This is a genomic window from Corallococcus sp. NCSPR001 (genome assembly GCF_017309135.1).
In the GTDB taxonomy this organism is placed as follows: domain Bacteria; phylum Myxococcota; class Myxococcia; order Myxococcales; family Myxococcaceae; genus Corallococcus.
The window spans coordinates 3,696,677-3,719,384 of the sequence record NZ_JAFIMS010000002.1; the positions used below are offsets into that span (position 1 = coordinate 3,696,677).

General features: G+C 69.6%; 26 protein-coding genes. 7 read left to right on the top strand and 19 right to left on the bottom strand.

The window, feature by feature from the left end; genetic code table 11:
• The first annotated feature begins 148 nt into the window (after positions 1 to 148).
• The 4 genes from JYJ93_RS17055 (at position 149) to JYJ93_RS17070 (ending at position 4,006) form a co-directional block, all read left to right on the top strand.
• Positions 149 to 862 (top strand): immunity 52 family protein, encoded by a 714-nt coding sequence (locus tag JYJ93_RS17055; RefSeq protein WP_206792583.1) that lies wholly within the window; start codon positions 149 to 151, stop codon positions 860 to 862.
• 309 nt (positions 863 to 1,171) lie between these two features.
• Positions 1,172 to 1,714, top strand: a complete 543-nt coding sequence (locus JYJ93_RS17060) for a DUF2378 family protein (RefSeq protein ID WP_206792585.1) — start codon at positions 1,172 to 1,174, stop codon at positions 1,712 to 1,714.
• A 171-nt stretch (positions 1,715 to 1,885) separates the two neighbouring features.
• Positions 1,886 to 2,428, top strand: coding sequence for a DUF2378 family protein (locus tag JYJ93_RS17065; RefSeq protein WP_206792587.1), 543 nt, complete (start codon positions 1,886 to 1,888; stop codon positions 2,426 to 2,428).
• A gap of 12 nt (positions 2,429 to 2,440) precedes the next feature.
• Entirely contained in the window at positions 2,441 to 4,006 is a 1,566-nt protein-coding gene (locus JYJ93_RS17070; RefSeq protein WP_206792589.1) for a fibronectin type III domain-containing protein, read from the top strand.
• Positions 4,007 to 4,065: 59 nt separating this feature from the next.
• Here JYJ93_RS17070 and JYJ93_RS17075 read toward each other — a convergent pair whose 3' ends face one another.
• Together JYJ93_RS17075 and JYJ93_RS17080 are read right to left on the bottom strand one after the other, a co-directional pair.
• Positions 4,066 to 4,761, bottom strand: a complete 696-nt coding sequence (locus JYJ93_RS17075; RefSeq protein ID WP_206792590.1) for a pirin family protein — start codon at positions 4,759 to 4,761, stop codon at positions 4,066 to 4,068.
• A 108-nt stretch (positions 4,762 to 4,869) separates the two neighbouring features.
• Positions 4,870 to 5,775: a LysR family transcriptional regulator gene (locus tag JYJ93_RS17080; protein ID WP_206792592.1), complete on the bottom strand. Its 906-nt coding sequence runs from the start codon at positions 5,773 to 5,775 to the stop codon at positions 4,870 to 4,872.
• 151 nt (positions 5,776 to 5,926) lie between these two features.
• Between JYJ93_RS17080 and JYJ93_RS17085 the strand changes: the two genes are divergently transcribed.
• Positions 5,927 to 6,475 carry a YceI family protein gene (locus JYJ93_RS17085; protein WP_206792594.1) on the top strand — a complete coding sequence of 183 codons (549 nt, stop codon included), beginning with the start codon at positions 5,927 to 5,929 and terminating at the stop codon, positions 6,473 to 6,475.
• A 14-nt stretch (positions 6,476 to 6,489) separates the two neighbouring features.
• On the opposite strand, the gene JYJ93_RS17090 is transcribed toward JYJ93_RS17085, so the two are convergent.
• The 6 genes from JYJ93_RS17090 to JYJ93_RS17115 form a co-directional block, all read right to left on the bottom strand.
• A complete protein-coding gene (locus tag JYJ93_RS17090) occupies positions 6,490 to 7,419 on the bottom strand; it encodes a DUF4382 domain-containing protein (RefSeq protein ID WP_206792596.1) in 930 nt (309 codons plus the stop codon).
• A 75-nt stretch (positions 7,420 to 7,494) separates the two neighbouring features.
• Positions 7,495 to 7,992 carry a hypothetical protein gene (locus tag JYJ93_RS17095; RefSeq protein WP_206792598.1) on the bottom strand — a complete coding sequence of 166 codons (498 nt, stop codon included), beginning with the start codon at positions 7,990 to 7,992 and terminating at the stop codon, positions 7,495 to 7,497.
• Positions 7,993 to 8,191: 199 nt separating this feature from the next.
• Positions 8,192 to 8,860 carry a hypothetical protein gene (locus JYJ93_RS17100; RefSeq protein ID WP_206792599.1) on the bottom strand — a complete coding sequence of 223 codons (669 nt, stop codon included), beginning with the start codon at positions 8,858 to 8,860 and terminating at the stop codon, positions 8,192 to 8,194.
• Positions 8,860 to 10,506 carry a caspase family protein gene (locus JYJ93_RS17105; RefSeq protein WP_206792601.1) on the bottom strand — a complete coding sequence of 549 codons (1,647 nt, stop codon included), beginning with the start codon at positions 10,504 to 10,506 and terminating at the stop codon, positions 8,860 to 8,862. The genes JYJ93_RS17100 and JYJ93_RS17105 overlap by 1 nt, the downstream gene beginning before the upstream one ends.
• Positions 10,503 to 11,288 (bottom strand): hypothetical protein, encoded by a 786-nt coding sequence (locus JYJ93_RS17110; RefSeq protein WP_206792604.1) that lies wholly within the window; start codon positions 11,286 to 11,288, stop codon positions 10,503 to 10,505. The genes JYJ93_RS17105 and JYJ93_RS17110 overlap by 4 nt, the downstream gene beginning before the upstream one ends.
• A gap of 4 nt (positions 11,289 to 11,292) precedes the next feature.
• Positions 11,293 to 11,868: an RNA polymerase sigma factor gene (locus JYJ93_RS17115; protein WP_206792607.1), complete on the bottom strand. Its 576-nt coding sequence runs from the start codon at positions 11,866 to 11,868 to the stop codon at positions 11,293 to 11,295.
• Between the two features lie 105 nt (positions 11,869 to 11,973).
• Here JYJ93_RS17115 and JYJ93_RS17120 point away from each other — a divergent pair, with 105 nt between their 5' ends.
• The gene (locus JYJ93_RS17120; protein ID WP_206792609.1) at positions 11,974 to 12,219 is read left to right on the top strand and encodes a hypothetical protein; all 246 of its coding nucleotides are present in this window, start codon (positions 11,974 to 11,976) and stop codon (positions 12,217 to 12,219) included.
• A gap of 17 nt (positions 12,220 to 12,236) precedes the next feature.
• Here JYJ93_RS17120 and JYJ93_RS17125 read toward each other — a convergent pair whose 3' ends face one another.
• Positions 12,237 to 12,662: an OsmC family protein gene (locus JYJ93_RS17125; RefSeq protein WP_206792611.1), complete on the bottom strand. Its 426-nt coding sequence runs from the start codon at positions 12,660 to 12,662 to the stop codon at positions 12,237 to 12,239.
• A 182-nt stretch (positions 12,663 to 12,844) separates the two neighbouring features.
• Positions 12,845 to 13,378, bottom strand: coding sequence for a methyltransferase (locus JYJ93_RS17130; protein WP_269012490.1), 534 nt, complete (start codon positions 13,376 to 13,378; stop codon positions 12,845 to 12,847).
• Positions 13,379 to 13,627: 249 nt separating this feature from the next.
• Between JYJ93_RS17130 and JYJ93_RS17135 the strand changes: the two genes are divergently transcribed.
• A complete protein-coding gene (locus tag JYJ93_RS17135; RefSeq protein WP_206792615.1) occupies positions 13,628 to 13,963 on the top strand; it encodes a hypothetical protein in 336 nt (111 codons plus the stop codon).
• Positions 13,964 to 13,973: 10 nt separating this feature from the next.
• Here the strand turns inward: JYJ93_RS17135 and JYJ93_RS17140 are convergent, their stop codons facing one another.
• The 9 genes from JYJ93_RS17140 to JYJ93_RS17180 form a co-directional block, all read right to left on the bottom strand.
• Positions 13,974 to 15,278: a sorbosone dehydrogenase family protein gene (locus JYJ93_RS17140; RefSeq protein WP_206792617.1), complete on the bottom strand. Its 1,305-nt coding sequence runs from the start codon at positions 15,276 to 15,278 to the stop codon at positions 13,974 to 13,976.
• Positions 15,279 to 15,374: 96 nt separating this feature from the next.
• Complete coding sequence (locus JYJ93_RS17145) at positions 15,375 to 16,175, bottom strand: SRPBCC family protein (protein WP_206792619.1); 801 nt, start codon at positions 16,173 to 16,175, stop codon at positions 15,375 to 15,377.
• A gap of 131 nt (positions 16,176 to 16,306) precedes the next feature.
• The gene (locus tag JYJ93_RS17150; RefSeq protein WP_206792621.1) at positions 16,307 to 17,545 is read right to left on the bottom strand and encodes an FAD-dependent oxidoreductase; all 1,239 of its coding nucleotides are present in this window, start codon (positions 17,543 to 17,545) and stop codon (positions 16,307 to 16,309) included.
• A gap of 127 nt (positions 17,546 to 17,672) precedes the next feature.
• Positions 17,673 to 18,425: a DUF5953 family protein gene (locus JYJ93_RS17155; protein WP_206792623.1), complete on the bottom strand. Its 753-nt coding sequence runs from the start codon at positions 18,423 to 18,425 to the stop codon at positions 17,673 to 17,675.
• A complete protein-coding gene (locus JYJ93_RS17160) occupies positions 18,422 to 19,339 on the bottom strand; it encodes a DUF6310 domain-containing protein (RefSeq protein ID WP_206800339.1) in 918 nt (305 codons plus the stop codon). Before JYJ93_RS17160 ends, JYJ93_RS17155 begins: the two co-directional genes overlap by 4 nt.
• 8 nt (positions 19,340 to 19,347) lie before the next feature.
• A complete protein-coding gene (locus tag JYJ93_RS17165) occupies positions 19,348 to 19,986 on the bottom strand; it encodes a hemolysin III family protein (RefSeq protein WP_206792629.1) in 639 nt (212 codons plus the stop codon).
• 109 nt (positions 19,987 to 20,095) lie between these two features.
• On the bottom strand, positions 20,096 to 20,254 hold the full coding sequence (locus JYJ93_RS17170; protein WP_206792632.1) for a hypothetical protein: 159 nt from the start codon (positions 20,252 to 20,254) through the stop codon (positions 20,096 to 20,098).
• 9 nt (positions 20,255 to 20,263) lie between these two features.
• Complete coding sequence (locus JYJ93_RS17175; protein ID WP_206792634.1) at positions 20,264 to 20,482, bottom strand: hypothetical protein; 219 nt, start codon at positions 20,480 to 20,482, stop codon at positions 20,264 to 20,266.
• Between the two features lie 33 nt (positions 20,483 to 20,515).
• Positions 20,516 to 22,687, bottom strand: a complete 2,172-nt coding sequence (locus JYJ93_RS17180) for a methyl-accepting chemotaxis protein (protein WP_206792637.1) — start codon at positions 22,685 to 22,687, stop codon at positions 20,516 to 20,518.
• Positions 22,688 to 22,708: the final 21 nt, after the last annotated feature.

Here is a 22,708-nt window from a genome sequence, read left to right on the forward strand (position 1 = left end):
AGGATGTTTCGTGCGCGGCGGGGATGAGGCTCTGGGGTTCGCGGGCATTGGGCAAGGTGTTGACGCCGTGAGAGACCTGCTCGGGAGTGAAGGGCTTGGTTCAGTCAAGGTCGTATTCACCCCGCCGTCTCCGTAGGCAATAGTCCCGATGAACGAGAAATATTACCTGGGAGCGTACTGGCCGGGACGGGTTGAGCCAGTCGAGTCATACGCTCGACGTGCCGAGGCCTTCTTCCGTCTCCTGGCGCCCGCCGAACCTACGTTCAACCGATGGTTCGAGAAAGCCGGGTCTCGTGCTGATGCGCTCAAACACCCACTTGTGCCGAATGAAGAGTCGCTTCTCAAGCTCTTCAGCACGAAGTACCGGCGTGATCAGGTCGGGGTGTCTTTCTCTGCATGGAACGGTGAGCCCGATGGCGCAAGCACTGGCGTCAGGCTCGCATGCGGCTCCACCTCGCAGCTCCTGGGGGACCTCTGCGTGATGGAGCTTCCGACAGGAGGTGAAGTGAGAGCGCGTGTCCTGACCGCTTCTGTCCTTTCACAGACGCTTCGCGCAGCGGCTTTGGCTTGGGACCCTGAATGGGGGATTGCCACGTCAACGGCTCATCGAGACAGGGTGTCGGAGTTCGCGGTGCCAGGCACGTTCGTAGGCTGGGTCACGTACCTGTCGCGCCGTGTGGGTACAGTACCCCTGCTGCCCTCTCCGGTGCATATCGAACGGGTCGAGGACAAGGGGACGCTCATCGTCATGTGTCCCGAGCGATTCACGGTAAGCAACCCGGAGCACATCGTGCTCGCCGAGCAGGTGCATGACGAGCTGAACCGGGCGGGCCTGTTGAAGCCGATCCAACCCCAAGGGTAGACGCCCCATGTCTGGAAATTGTCGCCTCGGCTGAGTCCTACACTTTGGAAGTCAAGGAGGCTCAAGGTGCGCGTCTCGGACCCAAGATCCTCCGCCGAGTTCCTCGTATCCGCGCCGGGGCTCACCGGGGCCACTCAGACCCGCCGAGTCATCGGGTTCGAGTAATCCATGATTAAGCATCAGAACCGGTCGTGAAACATCGGTAGAACGTCTCGTCCAGGCAGGGGGCTTCGGATTCGTCAGGGGGATGGGGTAGGCTTCTTTGCGACACGGCGGAATGGGACCGCCGGGTTTGGGCCGGGGTGTTTCGTGGAAGAAGAGATCGTCTATCGCCACACCGTGGAAGGCGTGTTCCGCTCCATTGGTGACCGGCTCACTCCAGAGCTCCGGACCAAGCTGAAGGACGTGGGCCTGGACCTGGATGCTCAGGCTCCGCACCACACCTCCCGGTCCATCTTCGCGGAGGCCCTTCGCGTCACCGTCGAGCACCTGTATCCGCAGCTCGATGTGGGCGAGGGCTACCGGCGCCTGGGCGTTGGCATCATCCAGGGGATGGAGCAGACCGTGCTCGGCAAGTCGCTCGTGTCCATGTGGCCCATCTTCGGGCCCGAGCGCGTCGTCGTCCGCATCCAGGAGAGCTTCTCCACCGTCAACAACTACATGCGGTCGGAGCTGCTCACCCAGGGCCCCGGGCACCACATCATCCGCGTCAACGAGTGCAACGGGAACCCGGGCTACCTTCGCGGTCTCATCGAAGCGGGGCTGGCCAAGGCCGGCGCCAAGAACCTTCGCGTCGAGCCCTTCGACTTCGATGGCCACGCCTGCTCCTACCGCATCCGGTGGGGTGGCTGAGGCTGGAGCCGGGCAATCCCAGAACAGCGATCCAGTCGCGGTGTCTGGGAAAGACAGATGGGTTTGGTTGAGGTTACGTGGCGTCTGGCGGCGGCTCGTGCGTTCGTGATGACATTGCGGTGAGCTGCCGTTAGGGCTGCGCGCAATTACATCCGACCCCCGGACGGATTCATGGCTGAGCAGGTTGTCTATCGTCACACGATTGAGGGGCTCTTTCGCTCCATTGGGCGGCGGCTCACTCCGCGGTTGAAGGAGCAGCTGAAGCAGGCCGGGCTGGACCTGGACGCTCCCATCCCTCGCAACACGCCCCGGCTCGTCTTCGCGGAGGCGCTTCGCATCACGGCGCGAGCGCTCTACCCGGACGTCGACCTGGACGAGGGCTACCGGCGCCTGGGCGCGGGGCTCATCCAGGGCGTGGAGCAGACGCTGCTCGGCAAGGCGCTCGTCGCCATGTGGCCCATCTTCGGACCGGAGCGCGTCGTCGTCCGCATCCAGGAGAGCTTCGCCACCGTGAACAACTACCTGCGGACCGAGCTCGAAACCCAGGGACGTGCGCACCACGTCCTCCGTGTGTCCGAGTGCAACGGGAACCCCGGCTACCTGCGCGGCATCATCGAGGCCGGCCTGGCCAAGGCCGGTGCGAAGAACCTCCGGGTGGAACCGTTCGACTTCGACGGCCACGCCTGCTCCTACCGCATCCAGTGGGACCCTTGATAAAACGGGGAAATGAAGAAAATCACCCTCGCCCGGTACCGTGTGCTGTGTTTCACCGGTTCCTTCCTGTTGGCCCTCGCCTGTGGGCCGCGGGAGGACCTGCCGCTGGACCTGGAGGAGACCGGTGAGGTCTCCCAGGCGGCCCTGGCCGCCCCGACGTTGCTCGAAGCCGTCCCTGGCAACGGGCAGGTGACGCTGAAGTGGACCGCGGGCCCTATGGTCACCCAGGGCTACCAGGTCCGCTACCGCGTGGGCTCCGGCTCCTGGAGCTACCGGAGCGCGGGGGCCTCCACGACCTATGCCGTCACCGGCCTCACCAACGGCACGAAGTACGAGTTTGTCGTGCGCATCAAGGGCTCCACGGGCGACACGACCTCCGGGTACTCGAATGGCCTGTCCGCCACGCCCATTGCGGACGAATGCTCCGGCTCCTCCGTCCGCCACATCACCGTGACGGGCGCGGGCTCCAAGGACGGCCTCACGGCTCAGACGGCGGGCACGCTCGCCCATCTCAATTCATTCATCCAGGCGGTGGGGCCCGGGGGCACGGTGTGCATCCACGGGGGCACCTATGGCACCGGCACCACCGTGTCCCAGGGCGGCGCGCTGGGCGCTCCCGTCACCATCAAGGGCGTGGCGGGGCGGCCCGTGTTCCAGTCCACCTTCCAGGCCTCCACTCGCGCGAAGACGGGGCCCGTGGCCTTCACCGTCAAGGCCAGCAACCTCGTGTTCCACAACCTGGAGTTCAGCCACGTGGGCACTTGCTTCAGCTTCAAGGCCGCGACGTCCGTGGCTCACGTCACGCTCAGCCAGTTCCGCGCGGAGAACGTGGCCACCTGCGTGGACGTGGAGCGCTCCAGTCCCACCGCCTTCACCGACCTCACCATCCGCGACGCGATGATCCTCCAGTTCACTCGCGGTGGCATCTTCCTCGCGTCCGGGACGAACCAGTCGCTCGTGGAGGATGTCTACATCGACATGGAGCCGGACCAGATTGGCGGGCAGGGGAGTGATTACCCCGCGGGCATCGCCCTCTACGACACCACCAACAACGTCACCCTGCGCCGGGCCACCGTGATGAACGTCACCGGCATGCAGACCGGCTACACGCAAGGGGACGGCATCGACGGGGAGAGCTCCGCCAGCGACGTCGTCCTGGAGGACAGCTACTTCCGCGGCAGCGAGGACGGCTGCGTCGACACCAAGGTGCGCAACATGCTCATCCGAAACACCGTCGCCGCCGAGTGCAAGCGCAACTTCCGCCTGTGGCAGTCCGTCACCTCGGGCCCTCGCGTCGAAAACGTGAGCAGCTACCAGCCTCGCGACGGCCACTTCTTCATGCACTCCGGCACCACGACGGCCAAGGACATCGCCGTGTACTCCAGCAACGGCGCGAAGCTCGTGGCCTATGACTGCTCGTCTTCATCCCCGTGCACGTTCAACGCGCAGAACATCCGGGGGACCCTGCTGGACGCGACGAAGCTCAACGCCACCGGCACCGTGACGGGCAACACGCTGGTGTACGGCCAGGCCGTCACCATCCCACCTGTGCCCAACACCACTTCGTTCACGCCGTAGAAACGACAAGGCCCCCGGATCCGCTCAGGGATCCGGGGGCCTTTCTCGTGGCCGTTGCATCAGGCCAGGTCGAACAGCAGGGCCTCCAGCGGCTCGGAGGCGGTGAGCACGAGGCTCGACTCGTCGGACACGGCGACTCCGTCACCGGCCTTCAGGGCCACGCCGTTGAGCGTGCCCGTGCCGCGGGCGATCTGCACCCAGGCGTGGCGCCCCTTGGCCAGCGTGTACTCCGCCTTCTCCCCCGGGCTCAGCAGCGTGCTGTTGAGCACCACGTCCTGGTGCACCGTGAGGCTGCCGTCCCGGGCGTCGGGGCTGGCCACCACGCGCCAGCGTCCCTGCCGGTCCTTCTCCGGGAAGAACTTCTGCTCATACTCGGGCTTCAGGCCCTTCTTCTCCGGGATGATCCAGATCTGCAGGAAGTGGACGTCCTCGTTGGAGCCGTTCATCTCACTGTGCATCACGCCCGTGCCGGCCGTCATGCGCTGGACCTCACCGGCGCGCAGGAGCCCCTGGCCTCCCGTGCTGTCACGGTGCGCGATGGCGCCGCTCAGCGGGTAGGTGATGATCTCCATGTCCCGGTGCGGGTGCGTGTCGAAGCCCTCGCCAGCCTGCACGCGGTCCTCGTTGATGACGCGCAGGGCGCGGAAGCCCATGTTCTCCGGGTCGAAGTAGCTCGCGAACGAGAAGGTGTGATGCGAATCCAGCCAGCCGTGGTTGGCGTGACCGCGTGCTTCGGAAGGGCGAACGTTCATCATGGTGTGTGCTTCCTTTCGAGACACAACATGCGCTTGTGAACGCCCCCTGGCCAGACACGAACCTCGGGACACATCGTTCCATCCGCGGAACGAAACGCCGGCACTGTCTCAGCGCTTCGCCCGCTTGAGTGCTTCCGGGTTCTGGGGCCAGTGCTCGCGCAGCACCTCCACGAAGGCCATCACCTTGGGTACATGGTGGCGCGTGGGCGGGTAGACGGCATGCACCGGCGCGCCCGTGGAGCTCCAGTCCGGCAGCACGCGCTGGAGCCGCCCGGACGCCAGGTCCTCGATGCACTGCTGGCCCGGGATGAGCGCCACCCCGGCGCCCAGCGTCGTCACCGCGCGCAGCATGTCCGGCTCGTTCACCACCAGCCGCCCGGAGACCTTCACGTCGACGGAGCGCCCGCCCGCGTGCAGCGTCCAGACGTTGCCCTGCACCGCCTTGCCGAAGAAGAGGCAGTCGTGCTTCGCCAGGTCCGCCGGCGTCCTCGGCGCGCCCCGCGCCTGGAGATACCCGGGCGAAGCCACCACGAGCCACTCGATGTCCCCCAGCCGCCGCGCCATCAGCGAGGAGTCCGGCAGCTTCCCGGCGCGCACCGCCAGGTCGAAGCCCTCCTCCATCAGGTCCACCGCGCGGTCCGTGCACAAGAGCTCCACCTGCACGTCCGGGTACTGCTCCATGAAGCGCGCCACCAGGGGCGCCAGGAAGTGCACGGACAGGGGCGTCGTCACGCGCAGCAGGCCCTGGGGCCCCGCCTGCATGCGCGTCACCGCCAGCTCCGCGGCCTCGGCCTCCGCGACGATGCGCTCGCAGTGCGCGTAGTACGCGCGGCCCACCTCCGTCAGGTGCAGCGTGCGCGTGGTGCGCTGGAGCAGCTGCGCTCCGACGCGCTCCTCCAGCTCCGACACCTTCCGGCTCACGGTGGACTTGGGCATGCGCAGCGCCTTCGCCGCCGCCGTGAAGCTGCCCGCCTGGACCACCCGGGCGAAGACGAGGAGTTCGTTGAGGTCCATGGCCCTTGCCTCGCGCGGGAAGAGGACTGTTCCAGCCGTGGAACAGTGCTTCCTGTCCGTCCCGTCTAATCCGGAACGTGGGGGGCCGCTACCTTACGCCTCGTTGAAACACACCGCCGCCCACGCGGCGCTCACGACAAGGAAGACGACCATGGCCACCACCACCTGGAACATCGACACCACGCACACGGGCATCCACTTCAGCGTCCGCCACATGGTCGTGGCGAAGGTGCGCGGCAACTTCACGAAGTTCAGCGGCACCCTCACGCTGGACGACGCGAACCCGGCGGCGTCGGCGGTGTCCGTCTCCATCGAGGCGGCGAGCATCCACACCGGCGTCGAGCAGCGCGACAACCACCTGCGCTCGCCGGACTTCTTCGACGTGGAGAAGTTCCCGGCGCTCACCTTCCAGAGCACGAAGGTGGAGCCCTCCGGCAAGCACCTGAAGGTGACGGGGCAGCTCACCATCCGCGGCATCAGCCGCGAGGTCGTCCTGGAGGCCGAGCAGCTGGGCATCGCCAAGGACCCGTGGGGCAACACCAAGGCCGCGTTCGAGGCCAAGACGTCCATCAACCGCAGCGACTTCGGCCTGACGTGGAACCAGGCCCTGGAGGCGGGTGGCGTGCTCGTCGGCGAGAAGATCGAAATCGCCCTCGAGGTCCAGGCCGCCCAGGCGCAGTCGGGCGAGAAGGCGGCCTGAACCCCGAAGAGGGACTACTCGACGTCGAAGGACGTCAGCACGAAGTGCACGTCGGACTCCGCGCCCGAGCTGACCGTCGCGGTCGCCGGGCGGGCGATGTCCGTGGTGAAGGACGCGCCCTCCGGTCCCACCAGGTCCACCTGGTAGGTGCCGGGCAGCAGGTACTTGAAGTCCGCCACGTAGGTGGTGGCCGTGCTGGCGGTGAAGGCCATCGTCTCACGGCTGCCGTCGGCGTTGATGAGCACCGCGGAGAAGCTGCCCAGCATCGGCAGGCCCATGGGCAGCGACACGCTGCCGGCCTCCAGCGTCACCTCCACGTTGCCGGAGAACTCCATGTCCGCGCCCTTGATGACGGGACGCATGACCCACTTGCCGGAGTTGCCCGCCTCCTTGCCGAAGCTCTGCGCCACGTCGAAGTCCACCAGGATGACCTTCTGGCCGTCATCGCTGGTGATGGTGACCTCCGCGTCCTTGTCGAACTTCACCTTGAGGCCGGAGCTGCTGGCGCTCGGCATGTGCAGGTCGCCGTCCACCTGGGCGCCCTCGGGCAGGCCCTCGTAGTTGGCGGAGGTGGCGAAGATGCGGCTGACGCCGTCCTGCTTCACCTGGATGTAGCCGCCGGTGATGACGAAGCGCAGCTCCTTGTAGGTGCCCGCCGGAACCTCCGCGTCCTTCACCAGGTCCGAGGTGTCGTTGGCCAGCGTGAGCAGGTCGGTGGTGACGGGCTCGCTCAGGAGCACCACGTCTCCCTTGCCGTCCTTGTCTCCGTCCACGCTGCCCTTCAGGTAGACCTTCGAGATGGTGACGACGGCCTTCTCGATGCCGTCGCCCGGCGCGTCGGTCAGCTTCAGGGTGACGCGGGCGGTGTCGTTGCCGCAGGCCGCGAGGAACAGCAGCCCCGTGGCCATCAGCAGGGTGGAGGTCAGGTGTCGCAGGGTCTTCATGGGTCAGCCTTTGTTGGAATCAGGGAAGAACGCGGGAGGAGACCCTCCCGCGTCCGGACCGGCCACGGCGTTGGCTCAGCCGATGACCGGCCAGCAGCCGCCTTCCTGGCACGACAGTGAATTGCAGCAGGTGTCATCGCCCTCGGTGGAGCACTCGCCGCCTTCGGGGATGCACTGGGGACCGGCGTCGATGCCGCCGCCCGAGCCGCCGTCCGTCGTGCCCGCGTCGGGCTCGCTGGTGCCGCCATCCGTGGGCGTCTCGCCCCCGTCGTCGCAGGGGCCCACCGTGTCGCCGTGGCGAAGGTGCGCGGGCAGCGCGGCCACGCCCACCGTGATGGTGTGCGCGTTGGCGGGGTTGCCGGGCGGGATGTGGCAGAGCGTGATGCCCGAATTGCCGTCCGGCGCGGTGCCGCCATCCGTGGCGGGCGCCTCTCCGGCGGCGCCACCCAGGTTGTCACCGCCCGAGACGAGCGACGGATCCTCCGACTCCGTGGGGCCGCCGCAGCCCAGGGACAGCATCGTCGCGCACAACACCATCCATGCCGCGGAAGCGCGAGCGGTCGGGATACGCATGGTCATCCTCCTGTGTGACGAGGCGGTGGGGGGCCGCTCGGGGAGCGGAGTGCCTCGTTGTCAGGAAGACCCGGGGGCTCGCGAGGTGGCCACAACTCCAGACGGGCCGCGAAGTGTGAGGCGACGGACGGTCTGGATATGTGTGGCTTTGCGGAAAGCTCTCTTCACAGCGGAAGCCGCCGTGAAGGGGCGACGCATTTCAATGGCTGTCTTCAGGGCCCTTCACGCCGGGGCCCTCCATCGCGGAGCGGCTGTCACCGCCACAGCCCGCGAACGCGCAGCGCTCCTCGGCGGAGGAGCCGTTCGGGACGAGCTCCACGTTCAGCACCGTCTGCCTGCCCGCGCCCACGCAGTCCTGCACGGACGTGGGGCTGAAGCCGGGCGCGGAGATGCTGAGGCCGTAGCAGCCTTCCGGCAGCGGCCCCAGGTGCCGGGGGGAATCGTCATCCAGCCCGGACGCCTGGATGGGGGTGCCGTCCACGATGGCCGTCGCCTCGGACACCTTCCGGTTGCCCCGGGTGTGGAGCTTCACGAAGAAGCTGCCGCCCGCGCGCGGCGAGACGTTCGCGACCTCCACGGACTGGCCGCCCTGCACGATGAGCGGCACGCGCGCGGCCTTGTCCGCGGTGGCCAGGACGAAGAGCTCCGCGGGGCCCGAGGGCACGTCCTCCAGCGTGAAGCGGCCCTGCGCGTCCACGCCGCTGCGCACGGTGGGCGCGCCCAGCACGGTCACCAGCGCGACGGCGGGGTCGAACTCCGTGAGCCGGCCGCGCACGGTGCCCGCGCGGAAGGGCTCGTTGTCCAGGCTTCCGCACGCGCCCAGGCCCAGGCCGAGCGACGACAGCAGGATCAGGCTTTGGCGGCGCATCAGAAGCGGTACCCCACGCCGGCGTTTCCGCCGATGAAGCCCACGGCCTGTCCCCGCCCGTCCACCACCACGTACGTCAGCATCCCGTGGCCCTGGGCGGTGAGCTCCAACCGCTCTCCCAGGCGCCACGCCAGTCCGCCCACCACACCGGGGCTGACGGTGAAGTAGCGCTGGCCTCCCGAATAGGCTTCCACGTCGAAAGACCTGCCCAGGTACAGCGCGGCCACACGCGGACCCGCGAACAGCGTCAGCCGCTCCCAGCGCCACAGGTACGGCACCGCCGCGCCCAGCGTGAATGTGGTGTAGCCAAAGGGCACCTCGCTCCCGGGGGCCACCTGGAGCTTCTGGCGCCCGCGTCCCAGCCCCAGGTCCAGCATCAGGCCCAGGTCCTGGAGGGGCAGGTCCTCCAGCCGCAGCACCACGCCCACCTGGGGAGACGCGGGCAGCAGCTCGCGCCGGCTCCGGCCGTCCGCGAAGGACATCATCCCGCCCACGAGCGACAGCGCGCGGCGTGGGATGGCGTCCGACAGCAGGCGCTCCAGCGGCAGGCGCTCGCCCCGGGCCACGTCCACTTCGCGCCGCACGAGGACGGCGTCGCCCTTGGTGAGCTCCACCGTGCGCCGGCCCGGGCCCACCGCGGCGCCTCCCGGCAGCTCCAGGCGCGGCTCGCCGTCCACCTTGAGCAGGAAGCCGTCCAGGCGCGGGTTGTAGGAAAAGAGCTCCGGCTGGCCCGTGCGGTCGATGCGGCCGGCGAGGATGACCGGATCCGCGCCCACCTCCATGATTTCGGCGGACGGGCGCTGGCGGCCTTCGGTGAAGGTGAAGGTGCGGCGGCGCGAATAGTCGTGCGCCTCCGTGGCGGTGACGGCGCCGTCCGCGTTGCGGTCCGCCGCGCCGCCCAGGCCCTCGATGAGGAAGTACGTGTAGATGTCGTTGCGCAGGCCCTCGTCCTCGCGCGCCGTCTCGCCCCAGTCGCTGGCGGCGAACACCATGGAGGCCCGGGAGGACTCCTCCAGAGGGCGCGCGTAGAAGCCGGACTTGATGCCCGCGAGCTCCACCTCCAACTCGCGGGGCAAGAGCGACTTGCCGCTGCCGCTGTGGCAGGTGGCGAGCACCAGGAGCCGCCTGCGGCTGGGCAACTGTTCGAACTCCGCCTTCAGCGCGTCCATGGAGAGCGCCGTCTGCGGGATGGCGCGGTAGGACGCGTCGCGCGTGACGAGGTAGCGCGTGAGTTCCCCGCGGCCGTCGCGCGCGAGCGTGCCGTGCGCGGACAGGTACACCATCACCACGTCGTCGGGCCGGGTGGCTTCACGCCGCAGCTGGCGCAGCGCCGCGAGGATGGCGTCGCGAGTGGTCTCCTCCGGGCGCGTGAGGACGCGCACCTGGTCGAAGTGGCCCCGCGCGGGGTCCTTCAGCGCCGCCGCCAGGTCCGTGGCGTCCTTGGAGGAGAAGCGCAGGGAGCGCCACTGCGGATCATCGAACGACGACACGCCCACGAGCAGCGCGAGCCGCCGGGGAGTGTACGCGCGCGACAGGTCCGCGGCGTCGAGCCGCAGCGGCACGAGCCCGCCCTTGTCTCCGGCCGTGGCGGACGGGCCCGCGCAGGCGCAGAGGAGGACGAGCAGCAGGGGAAGGAGGCGCCTCACGGGGCCAGAGTCTGACCGGATTGGACCCGCACGTCGAACCTCACCACGGTTCCCGGGCGTGCATCCGGGCTGCCGTCCGCGGTGAGCGCGGCGAGTGCGTCCTGCTCCGAGGCGGCCTCACCGGGAGCGAAGGCCACCAGCGCCACCGACAGCAGGCCTTCGTCCGAGTCCAGGCTCACGCCCGCGAGGCCGTCCGGTCCCTCCAGGTCATGGGTGCCCGCCGTCAGGGGGAAGCGGCCCAGCAGCTCCGGCGCCTGCTGCTCCCGCTGCTGGTAGAGCAGCGCGGTGCCGGACTCCGTGGCGTGGTAGCGCAAGAGCAGCACCTCGTCGCTGGTGACGTCCCCGCCGGAGTCCAGCCGGCGCAGGGCTCCGTCGGTGCCGCGCGCGACCACGGCCAGTTCCAGGGAGATGCGGCCCGGGCCCTTCTCACCGGTCCACGCGTTGGCGCCTCGCGCGGGCCCCTTCACCAGCGGCACCAGCACCACCATCAGCACGGAGGCCGCGATGGCGCCGGCCATCCATCCCAGGTACCGGCCGGGCGGCGGGGCGAAGCGGCGGGCGCGGGGCGGGGGGCGCAGCGGGATGACGTCCGCTTCGGCCTTCCTTTCGGGCGCGAGCGCCAGGAGCAGCGCGTCCGTCCGCCCGTCGAGCGCGTCCGTGTGGGTGGCGAGGAACGTCTCACAGACCTCGCAGGGCGAGGCCAGGTGCTCGCGGAACCAGGCAACGGCCGCGGGGTCGCGCCCGGCGAGCTCGGCCATCGCGGTGGCATCCAGGTGTCTCATGGCTTCAATCCCACCGTCCGGCGAGCACCCGCTGGAGGAGCTCGCGCTTGATGCGCCCGCGAAACCGCTCCAGCCGCATGGTGACCGTGCTCTTTCCCACGCCGAGCTGCTCGGCGATCTCCCGCGCTGAGAGCTGACCCTCGATGTAGAAGAGCTGCACGGTCTTCTTCTCCTCGCCTTCGGGCAGCTCCGCGATGAGCTGCCGCACCACCTCGATGTCCCGCTCCACCTGGAGCGTGGGTGGCAGGGCAGGCACCGTCTCCGGCGTAGGGTCCGCCAGTTCCTCCTCCATCCGCTGGAGCAGGCCGCGGCGCTCCAGCCGCGTGCGCGCCCGGTTGCGCGCGATGGTCAACAACCACGGGGTGAAGGCCCCCGCCGACTTCAGCTGGGCCAACCCCCGGAACGCCCGCACGTAGGACTCCTGTAGGACGTCCTCCGCCTCGTCGGGATCCAATGTGCCGAAACCCGCGACCAGCCGGGCCACCAAGGGGCGGGTGCGACGGTAGAGCTCGCTGAAGGCGGACGACTCCCCCCTCGTCGCGCGCCGAACCGCGTCCGTGACATCGTCCGTCTCACCCACCTGCTCAGAAGACCTCCTGTTGGGCGAATCGGCCACGGGCCCGGATTCTTCCACGGCTTTCGCGGCTAGAGTGAGGCCTTCCGCGTCCAGCCGGAGAGGTGGCTCATGCAGCGCAAGTGGATGATGACGCTGGCCGCGGTGGGAGTGTTCCTGACGGCCTGTGGTCCCGCGGACGCTCCGTTGGCGGACACTCCTCCCGGAGACGTGCTGGACCCCTCCGGGGAGGAGCCCGGCACGGCGGAGCATGAGCTCACGCCGTGCCTGAGCCAGTGCTACACGACCTGCGTGGGCAACACGCCCGAGGTCGTCGCGTGCCGGCAGGACTGCCGCGACGCGTGCGCCGGCGGTTGATGCCGGAGCAGGCCTCCTCAGGTCGCGAGCTTCGCCTTCAGCGTGATGTTCACGCCCCCGAGCGCCTTGGAGACGGGGCAGCCCTTCTTGGTCTCCTCGGCGATCTTCTGGAACTGGGCGTCGTCGGCGCCGGGGATGGTGGCCTCGGTGGTGAGGTCGATGGTGGTGATGGCGAAGCCTTCCCCCTGCTTGTCCAGGTGCACGTCCGCGTTCGTCTGGATGCGCGTGGGCTTCAGGCCCGCCTTCTCCAGCCCCACCGACAGGGCCATGGAGAAGCACCCGGAGAGTGCCGCGCCGATGAGCTCCTCCGGGTTGCTGCCCTGCTGCCCCTCGAAGCGGGTGCCGAGCGAGAAGGGCACCTCCGCCGCATGGCCAGGCTTCATCGCGCCCTTGCCGTCCTTGAACCCGCCGTTCCACTGCGCACTGCCCTTGCTGATGCCCATGGCGTTTCCGTCTCCCCATGCGCGGCGCGGCTCCGTGCCGCGCCCGTCTGCTTTCGCGCGGCGCGAAGGGTAGGGCGCTCCCCGGAGCGCGGCGGCCCTGTCGGCGGACAGGGGCCAGGGACTGCCGGGGAGTGGACGCTCGCGCGCGCGAAGGCCTGGGTTCTGGACGGTTGGGGCCGCCGTCAGGGACTCACCGCGGGCCGCAGGAAGAGCAGGTAGTGGTCCGGCAGGTCGTTGTGCTCGGAGACGATGACGTAGCCCGCGGCCTGCGCGGCGGCGGCGAGCGGGGGACGCATGGCCCTCAGGTGTGTCACCGCGATGCGCCCCTGCGGCGTGAGCGCGGGACGCAGCCGGGTGAGGTAGTCCACCCGGTCACCGAAGAAGTGATCCACCTCCGAGAGGAGGATCAAATCGTACGCGCCCGCTTCGAGCCCCGGCGCGTCCGGGGCCACCTTGCGCACCTCGACGTTCTTGCGTCCGAGCACCCGCGCGCGGAGCTGCCGGATGGCTTCGTCGTTGATGTCGGTGGCCACCACCTGGCCCGTGGGACCCACCGCCTCCGCGAGCCGCTGCGTGAAGTACCCCAGGCCCGCACCGACGTCCGCGACCCGCTGCCCCGGGGAGAGCCCCAACGCGGTGATGAACCGGGCGGGCTGACGGGAGCGGTCATACGCGGCATCCACGCCTTCGACGCCCCCCACACCATGCAGCTCCACGGGCGGCTCCGGCGCTTCGGCCTTGCTCTCGGAGCGGCAGGCGCCAGCCGTCGTGACCAGGGCGAGACACAGACTCCACCGCGCCAGGAAAGGGAACACTGTCAGCGGACGAAAGCGTGTCATTGCGGGCACCAGGGCAGGAAAGGAACAGCGAGGTCAAAGTCAAACGTCCCGGTTGCGCAGGATATCGCTTTCTGCCGGACTGCGGGACGCGAGGCATTTCCGCCTCCGTCACCTGGAGCCTCCAGCATGCGAAACATTGTCCGTGGTTTGGTTTTGGCGACCTTCTCCGTGGGCCTCCTCTCCGCCTGCGGCCCGGCCTCGGAGCAGGACGCGCCGCGGCCGGCCGGTGAGGCCGCGCAGGTGGAGCAGGGCATTGGCCGAACGCCCGACTGTGCCATGGGCGAATACGTGGCGGATCAGGTCATCTGGTCGGAGACCTGCGGCGCGTGTCGCGAGGTGGGCGGTGACGGCAGCTGGCCGAATGGCTCCTACGGTCGCGGCGGCACGCTCTACCAGACGTGCTGCGGCGACAACGGCTGCGGTCAGTGGCAGGTCATCCGCCCGGTCTGCATGGGCTGCTAGGCATTGCCCATCAGCGCTTCGCGGTCACCTTCCACAGCGTGTTGCTGGCGTCATCCGCGACCAGCAACGCGCCGTCCGGCAGCACCGTGACGCCCACCGGCCGGCCATGCACCCGGGCCTCGTCCTTGTCGGCGATGAAGCCCGTGAGGAAGTCCTCCGGCGGGCCGGACGGCTTTCCGTCCTTGAACGGCACGAACACGACCTTGTAGCCGGACAGCTCCGCGCGGTTCCACGAGCCGTGCTGCCCGATGAACGCGCCGCCCCGGTACTTCTCCGGGAACGCCTGGGCCTCGTAGAACGCCAGGCCCAGGGACGCGGTGTGGGAGCCCAGGGGCACGTCCGGCACCAGGGTCTTCGCCACCAGGTCCGGCCGCTGTCCCGCCATGCGCGGGTCCTCGTTCGCGCCGAAGTACGCGTAGGGCCAGCCGTAGAACCCGCCGTCCTCCACGTGCGTGAGGTAGTCCGGCACCAGGTCCTCGCCCAGCTCGTCGCGCTCGTTCACGGCCGTCCACAGCGTGCGCGTACCCGGGGCCCAGCCCATGCCCACGGGGTTTCGCAGGCCGCTCGCGTAGATGCGCTCGCCGGTGCCGTCCGGGTTGATCTCCAGGATGTTGGCGCGGCGCTCCTCCTCCTTCAGGCCGTGCTCGGCCACGTTGCTCGCGGAGCCCACGGACACGTAGAGCTTCGAACCGTCCGCGTTTGCCAGCAGGTTGCGCGTCCAGTGGTTGTTGTAGCCGCCCGCCGGCAGCTCCAGGAGCTTCTCCCCGGAGGCCTTCAGCGACGTCTCGCCGGCCGTGTACGGGTAGCGCCAGACGCCGTCCGTGCCGGCCACGTAGAAGCGGTCGCCCAACAGCAGCATGCCCAGCGGCTGCTTCACACCCTCCAGGAACACCTCGCGGACCTCGGGCGTGCCGTCGCGGTCCGCGTCGCGCAGCAGGGTGATGCGGTTGGCGCTGTGGCCCAGGTTCTGCGAGCGCACCTTGCCGGACTCGATGGCGTCCTCCTTGTCCTCCTCGCTCTTGAACTCGGAGCTGGCCTCGGCCACCAGGATGTCGCCGTTGGGCAGCACGTAGGTCCAGCGCGGGTTGCGCAGGCCGTCCGCGTAGCGCGTCACCTCGAAGCCCTCCGGGGCCGTGGGGCGCTTGCCTTCCGGCCAGCCGATGACCGTGCTGTACCGCTTCACCTTGAAGCTGGGGTCGGGCGCGGGCAGCGCGGGTGCCTTCGCGGCGGAGGTGCCGGGGGCGGAGCGGTGCGCGCAGTTCGTCAGGAGGAGCGCGGCACCCAGGCAGAGGGAGGCTCGGAGGATGAGGGGCATTCCCTCTCTCTAGGAGGCCCCTCGCCGTCCGGCGATGACGGACGGATCCGCCCCTCGCACGGTGTTGAGTTGTGGGAAGGGCGCGACGCCCGCGGCTCAAGAAGTGAACACGGCTCGCTTGTAGCCATTCACCTTCTGCTTGATGAGCTCGTAGCCCTTCGGCGTGTCCTCCGTGGAGATCTCCCCGGTCTCCGCCAGGCTCTTGAAGCGGCGCAGCACCTTCGCCACCTGCGTGGCGGGGATGCCGCGCATCCGCTGCGCCAGCGCCTCGGCCAGCGCGCCGCCCGGGGGCTGGAAGGCCAGGTGCAACGTCACCTCCGTGCCACCGCTTTCCGGAGCGGGCCTCAGGCGCACCCAGCCGCTCGACTTCATGGGGCTGTCCTCCGTGGACTCCCAGCTGTGGAACTCCGGCGCGCGCTCCTCCACGAGGCGCGAGTCCCAGCTCACCTCGCGTCCCAGCGGCCCGTGGATCCGGAAGTGGCGGCCCTCGCCGACCGTGGGCGTCACGTCCGCGAAGTGCTCCATCAGGCGGCTCAGCGTGGAGGGTTCACGCCACAGGCGGTAGAGCTCCCTGATCGGACGTCTCACGATGAGCGTGTGCTCCACCTCGACGAGCTGGCCGTGCCGCGTCTCCTCGCCTGTCACCGCGCGGCGGGCCGCCCGGGCGACCGCGGCGAGCGCACGCCGCTGGGATTGCAGGCCCCGGTAGAGCAGGGCACCGCCGGCCAGGGCCACCACCGTGCCCCCGAGCGAGCGGCGCTTCAACCCCACGGACATCATCGTCCCCGCGGCCACCACCGTGCCGGTGAGCTTCCATTGCTCCGCGCGGAGCTGCTCCCGGGCCTCGGCTGTCTGGGCGCGGATGTCCCGCAGGGCCGTCGTTCGTGAACTCGCCATGGTTCCTCCTGGCCTGACGCGCAGGAGGGTGATGCGCGGGCGTCAGGCACTCCCCGCGAAGCTTTAGGCCGCGACGCGTTGAGACAACCGTGCCTGGAGCCGGGGCGGAGGAACTGGCGGTCCCGCGATCCTCAGTGAAGGGGTGGAGCGGCCGGCGTGTGGATGTGTTCGGGGCGGACGCCCAGGCCGATCAGTCGCGCGGGGATGCGGCGCAGGGCAGGGAAGCGCTTCACCAGCCGGAGGCTCAAGGGCAGCCGGCCGTTCATGAAGGCGCGCTTCCGGAGCGCCGGGTCCACCACCCGGTTCTGGATGAGCACCTGCGCTCGCTGGGTGAGGCGCGTGGGGAGCTCCCGGCGCTGCTGGACGCGGCGCAGGTCCTCGGCCGTGACACGCCGGGCGAGCAGGGGGCCCGCGAGCAGGTTGGCGGTGGCCACGGCGTCCTGCACCGCCAGGTTGATGCCCACGCCGCCCACGGGCGACATCGCGTGCGCCGCGTCGCCAATGCACAGCAGACCGGGCTGGTACCAGGTGCGCAGCCGATCCACCCGCACGGTCAGCAGCTTCACGTCGTCCCAGCTCCGGATTTCACCGGCGCGGCCGGCGAGGAACGGCGCCTGCTTCACGAGTTCGGCCCGGAAGGACTCCAGGCCTCGCGCCTGGAGGGACGCGATGCCGCCCTTGGGGATGACCCGGCCGCACTGCCATTGGCCGCCCCGGTTGATGAGGAGGAAGAGCTGGCCGTTCTCGAAGTGGCCCAGGGGCGGGCTGGGGTCGTCGGGCCTGCGCGTCACGCGGAACCAGAGCACGTCCATGGGGGCGCCCAGGTTCTGGACCTCCAATCCGGACCGCTGACGCAGCGTGGACGTCCGGCCGTCCGCCGCCACCACCAGCGACGCGCGCACCTCCAGCGGGCCCTCGGGCGTCCGCGCGCGGATCCCGACGACCTGGCCCGGGTCGCGCACGAGGTCCGTCACCTCCGTGCGGCGGAGCAGCTGGAAGGTCGGGTACATCGCGGCCTTGCGCGCGAGGAAGTCGAGCAGGTCCCACTGCGGCATGAAGGCCAGGTAGCGCGCGTGCGTGGGGAGGTGGCGGAAGTCCCCCACGGTGACGTCGTGTTCTCCGACCTGGAAGCGCAGGTCCAACATCTTCGAGTGGGGGAGGGCGAGCAGCTCGTCCAGCCAGCCGAGCTCGTGCATCAGCTCCAGCGTGGAGGGGTGGAGGGTGTCGCCCCGGAAGTCGCGGAGGAAGTCCGCGTGCTTCTCCAGCACCTTCACCTCCACGCCGGCCCGGGCGAGCAGGAGCCCCAGCATCATTCCCGCCGGACCTCCGCCCGCGATGCAGCACTGCGTGGTGAGCGTGGGCGTGGCCATGGTGGAAAGGATTCAACCCGCCGCGTGCCGCGGCACCTGGAGTGGCGGCCGATGCGCCGTGCGGTGTCCGACACTCATTGCGCGTGTCGTGGACCAGGCCGGACGAACCGTGCGCACTCCACGCGGTTCAAGGCACCCCGCGCCCGCCGATTTCGGGGAAGCGCTCATAGGCCCGTTTGAGCGCTTCCAGGTGGGCGGGGTCGTCCAGGTCCAGCGGGGCCTCCGTCAGCTGGACGATCCACCCCGTCGCCGTGCGCCGGGAGCGTGAGAGCAGTTCGGAGTCGCGAGCAGGGTCGGGGAACCCGATGGCCCGTGCGGCGGCATCCGACCAGTAGTTCAGCCAGCCGAGATAGTAGGGAATCTCGGGCGAGCGGATGTGCTCGAAGAGCTTCAGGGCCGGTAGCCCCCGGGGTGGGGACGGCGGTCCTTCCCGTGTGGGTGCGGTCTGATACGCGATGTCCGTCGCAGCATCCTCTGGCGACGCACGTCCCCAGAACGCGCGCGCGCCCTCCGCAACTGCTTCAAGCAGAGCTGCCGTTGCCGCGAAGATGGCCGCGTCCTGTGGAAGCCTGGCATTTATTTGGAGTTGCGGCTGGTACCCAGCGCTTGCACTTGCAAGGCGTTGCATCCCGGAAACGGTCACGGGGTAGCTCTCGTCGCCGTTGCATAGCAGAGGGATTCTTCCGCGCGTTGCTGCCTCGGTGAGCCAGACTTCGCGGTGCGGTAACAGGATGGGATGCCCTTCCTTGTTGACCTCCCACTCCAGGCGCAAGCCGGGCAGCGCCAGTTCCATGCCACGGACGACAGCGAGTGCACGGCTGCCGTCCCCCGCGAGTGGCGGGGCGTAGACGGTCAGTTCGAGGCGCTTCCGCATGGTCATCGTGTACACCCCGTGACAACGACGTTGAGGCGGGGATCTTGTCGAATCAGCGCCGCTTTGTGTGCGGCACTGCTTACTCCAACAATGAAGTCATACCCACATGCCGCCGCGATGGCGCGATCCTTCTGGAGTTCTTCCATCTGATCTTCAATCACCCGATCCCGCAGGAAGTCACTGTACGTGTCGAACTGATGGGTCTTGATCTCCCACAGCACACGCGCGCCGATTTGTAATGCATCAAAGCGCTTGCCGTTCACGAGTACGTCGTGGCCAGGGTAGCGGTTCGGCGGAAACACATCGGCGCACTCGTTATGCAGGCGATCCTCGCCAGCGTGAGGTACCGGAATTGGCTCGCAGCTGGCGCGACGCGTTCGACTCACGGGTACGGGTGGCACAGGAGGCTGTCTGCCCTGGCCGGCTGGCTCCGGTTCCAACTCAGTCTTCGGCTTCGCCACAGCATCTCGGGACGCAGTCTTCGTTCCTCGCGAAGCCCCTGCTTCCTCGGGATAGTGGTGGCGGAGTTCATATGCTTCCAGTGCCTCGTTGATGACGACGCCGACCACCACCACGCCCAGGACGATGACGGCCCCCACGGCGATTTCAGGAGCCGCCAGCACGCAGAACCCGAGTCCGAGGGTCGCGGCCTCAGCGGAGGCGACCGTGCATCTGCCCGTCGTGTCGTGGAACTCGACCCGGTCATGGTCGAGCGCCGGATAGCACCGCTCCACCAGCTCGGGCCACGGCTGGGACGCTTCGCGAACGACGCACCGGCCACCGTCCTTCCAGGGCAGCGCCGCCGCACGCTGGAGGTTGGCCATCCGCCGTTCGCGGGCCGTGGGCTCCCTCACGATGGGCCCTGTCGAAGCACAGGCCGACAGGAACAGCAGGATTGCGATGCACGCTCGCGAACGCATGGCCACGGTCACCGCCCCACGAAGTCCAGCAGGACAGCGTAGTGCGTGGCGGCCGCGGCGACGACCATGACGTGGAACACCTCGTGGTAGCCGAAGACGTGGGGGATGGGATCCGGCCAGCGGCGCGCGTACACCACCGCGCCCACGGCGTAGAGCATGGCTCCGAAGAAGAGCCAGCCCACGCGGCCCTGGCCCATCACCCCGGGCAGGTTCCAGAACACCGGGGCCGCCACGCAGCCCAGCGCCACGTAGAGCCCCGAGCGCAGGCCTCGCGACGCGGAGATGCCCGCGAGCGTCAGCGTGGCGCCCGTCAGCGCCGCGCCCCACATCACCCAGAGCAGCCGCTGGCTCAGGCCCCCCATGGCGTCCAGCGTCGCCAGCGGCGTGAAGCTCCCCGCGATGAGGATGAAGATGGCCGCGTGGTCGAACCGGCGGATCCGCTGGTAGGTCGCCGCGCTCCAGGTGGGCCAGTGATAGCCGCCGCTCACCCCGAACATCAGCACCAGGCTGCCGCCGAACACCAGGTTCGCCGCGTACTGCACGCCGTGCACCGGCAGCCGCGCAAGCCACACGCAGCCCACCAGCGCCGCCACGAACGCGATGACGTGGGACAGGCCGCGCAACCGGGGCTTCAGACTCTCTTCCATGGGGGTGCTCGTACTTCCCGCACGTCATGGCTTCGTCAGCGCCGTCGCGCCTTCGCGCCCCGGACGTCGCGTTCTCCACGCATCCCCCCGGCCGAGTGTCGCCAGGACGTCAGCGCGCGGCCCGGGATGGCATCCGGCATGCGGCGTGGCCCAGCACGACGTCCCCGTCGACGGTGCTCGTCGGCGTGGGCGTCCAGCCGGCGCGCAGCCTCGCGTCCAGCAGCTCATCCGCGGTAGGGCAGTGGTCCCACACGGAGACCGAGTTCACCCCGCCCAGTCAGGTGGTGTCGAAGACGAGGTAGCGCTCCTCTTCCCAGGGCAGCACCACGTCGTGGGTGAACTCGTCCTGGACCACCACCGCCGCCACGTCGCGCGGCGGCCGGCTCGCGAAGCCCCAGCGGACCACGTCCTGCAGCAGCGTGAGCGGCGCGAGCTGCCGCTCCAGGGCGGCTCTCCGTTCAGGGGACAGCCCGCAGTGGTCGGTCAGGGGCACCATGGCCCGGAAGTGTAGCCGGGCCGGCCCCGGGGTTCACGCCGCCGCGGGCTTCTGCTGGTCGTCCAGCGTGCCGGAGCGCAGCGCCTTGCTCGCGGCCCCCGACATGACCTCCGCCAGCGTCTGCACGGAGTGCGTGACGGTGCGCGTCTCCTCCACGGCTTGGAGCGTGCGCTGCATCTGGCCGGACAACTCCTGGATGGCCTGGGCAATCTGATGCGTGCCCGAGTCCTGCTGCGCCACCGCCTGGGTGATCTGCCGCACGCTGCCCGTGGTGTCGCCGATGATGCTCGTCAGCTTCTGCAGCTTCTCGCCGGAGCCGCGGACCGCGTCCAGGCTCACCTGCACGCGCGCCTCGCCCTGTTCGCTCATCTGCGCGGCCTCGCGCATGCTCATGCTCACGCCGTCGAGCACGTCGCGGATGCGCTCGGTGGCGCGGATGGACTGGTCCGCCAGCCGGCGCATCTCCTTGGCCACCACGCCAAAGCCCTTGCCGCTGTCGCCGTTGCGCACCGCCTCGATGGCCGCGTTGATGGCCAGCATGTTGGACTGGTCCGCCAGCGTCTTCACGTCATCGACGATGCTGGACACCTCGCGGGTGCGCTCGTCGAGCGCGAGGATGCGCGAGGCCATCCCCGACACCTCCGTGCGGATGGCGGCCAGGTCCGTCAGCGTGCGCTCCAGGGCGGCGCCACCCTCGCGCCCCACCGCCTCCGCGCTCTCCGCGGACGCCGCGAGCGCCCGCGCCTTGTCCGCCGTCACGTGCGAGCCCTGGCGGATCTCCTCCACCGTCGTCTCCAGCTCGCGCAGCGCGGCGGCCTGGCGGCTGATGCCCACGGTCTGCTCCTCGCTGGAGGTGTGCAGTTGCTGCACGACGGCGGCCAGCTCGTCCGCGCCACGGCCCATGCCCTCGGCCAGCAGGCGCACGTCCTTGCGGCGCGCGTCCAAGAGGTGCGTGTACTCCGCCAGCGAGCGCACCACCTCCGCGGAGCGCCGCCCCACGATGGCCACGAGCGACAGCGTGAGCGCGAAGAAGCCCCAGTGCACCTGGCTGTCGGTGACTTCCATCACGCCCAGCATCGGCAGGGTGCTCAGCAGGAGCACGACGGTGAGGACGCCCAGGCCCGCGACGAAGATGCGCGCGTCCTTGTTCCCCTTCAAGGCCTCCACCACCGCGACCCCCACGCACACCAGCAGCCCGGGCAGCGAATAGAGGATGAAGGCGGACAGGAGCCGCCACGCGCTCCCCAGGTCGATCACCACGAGGATCGCCTGGAGGATGGCCGGCACGGTGACGACCGCCGCGCCCCGGCGGAACCAGCGCAGCTTGTCCGTGCCCACGGTATCGGAGATGAACCACCCCAATGCGGGCAGGATGGCGTACGAGCCCAGCAGCGTGAGGACGCTGCCGGTGGCCGCCTTGCCCCAGAGCGCGGGGAACAGGCCGCTGGAGCCGAGCAGCAGCGCGCCCGAGCCCGCGGAGAACACCGTCAGGGCGGCGAGCATCCGCCACTGGCGGCGCAGGAGGGCGGCGCCCAGCGCCACCGCGCCAATGCCCACCAGCAGCGTCCCCATGACGAAGGGCGCCAGGCCCACGCGCGTCACCTCCGCGAGCAGCTCCGGGTGCGAGCCCACCTTCGCGGCGCGCGTGACGCCGATGGCGGGCCCATGGGCCTGGATGCGCAGCAGCACCCGGTGGCCCATCGACGCGGGCGGCACGGGCACCAGGTGCCAGACCATGTTCTCCATGAGCTCCTGGCCGGCGGGGTCCACCGTCCCGCTGGCGTAGACGCGCTGGCCGTCCGCGTAGAGCTCGAAGGCGTTGGCGACGTTGCCCAGGAAGAGGGCGGGCTCCAGCCACGGCCCCTGGGGAAGGGGGATGCTCAGCCAGAGGAACGTGTTCGTCCCACGGCCCGGCGGCTCCTGGAGCGCGGTGACGGCCTGCCAGCCCTCCGCGTCCTCCGGCTCCGTCGCCCACACGGGGACGCCGTCAGGGCCCTGCGGCGAGTCTCCCCAGCGGTAGCGCCACCCGTCGAGCGCGGGCTGGGCCGCCGCCGCCGTCGCCGCTCGTGCCACGGGCGCGAACGCGAGGAGCATCAGCAGCACGGAGCCCACGGCCGCGAGCCGCGAGGCGAGGGGCTTCCGGGAGCCGCGGAAGTCAGTGAGCCGGGTCTGCATGTCGAGAACGAAAACTCGGGAGCGACGCATTCGCGACACATGCTCCAGCGC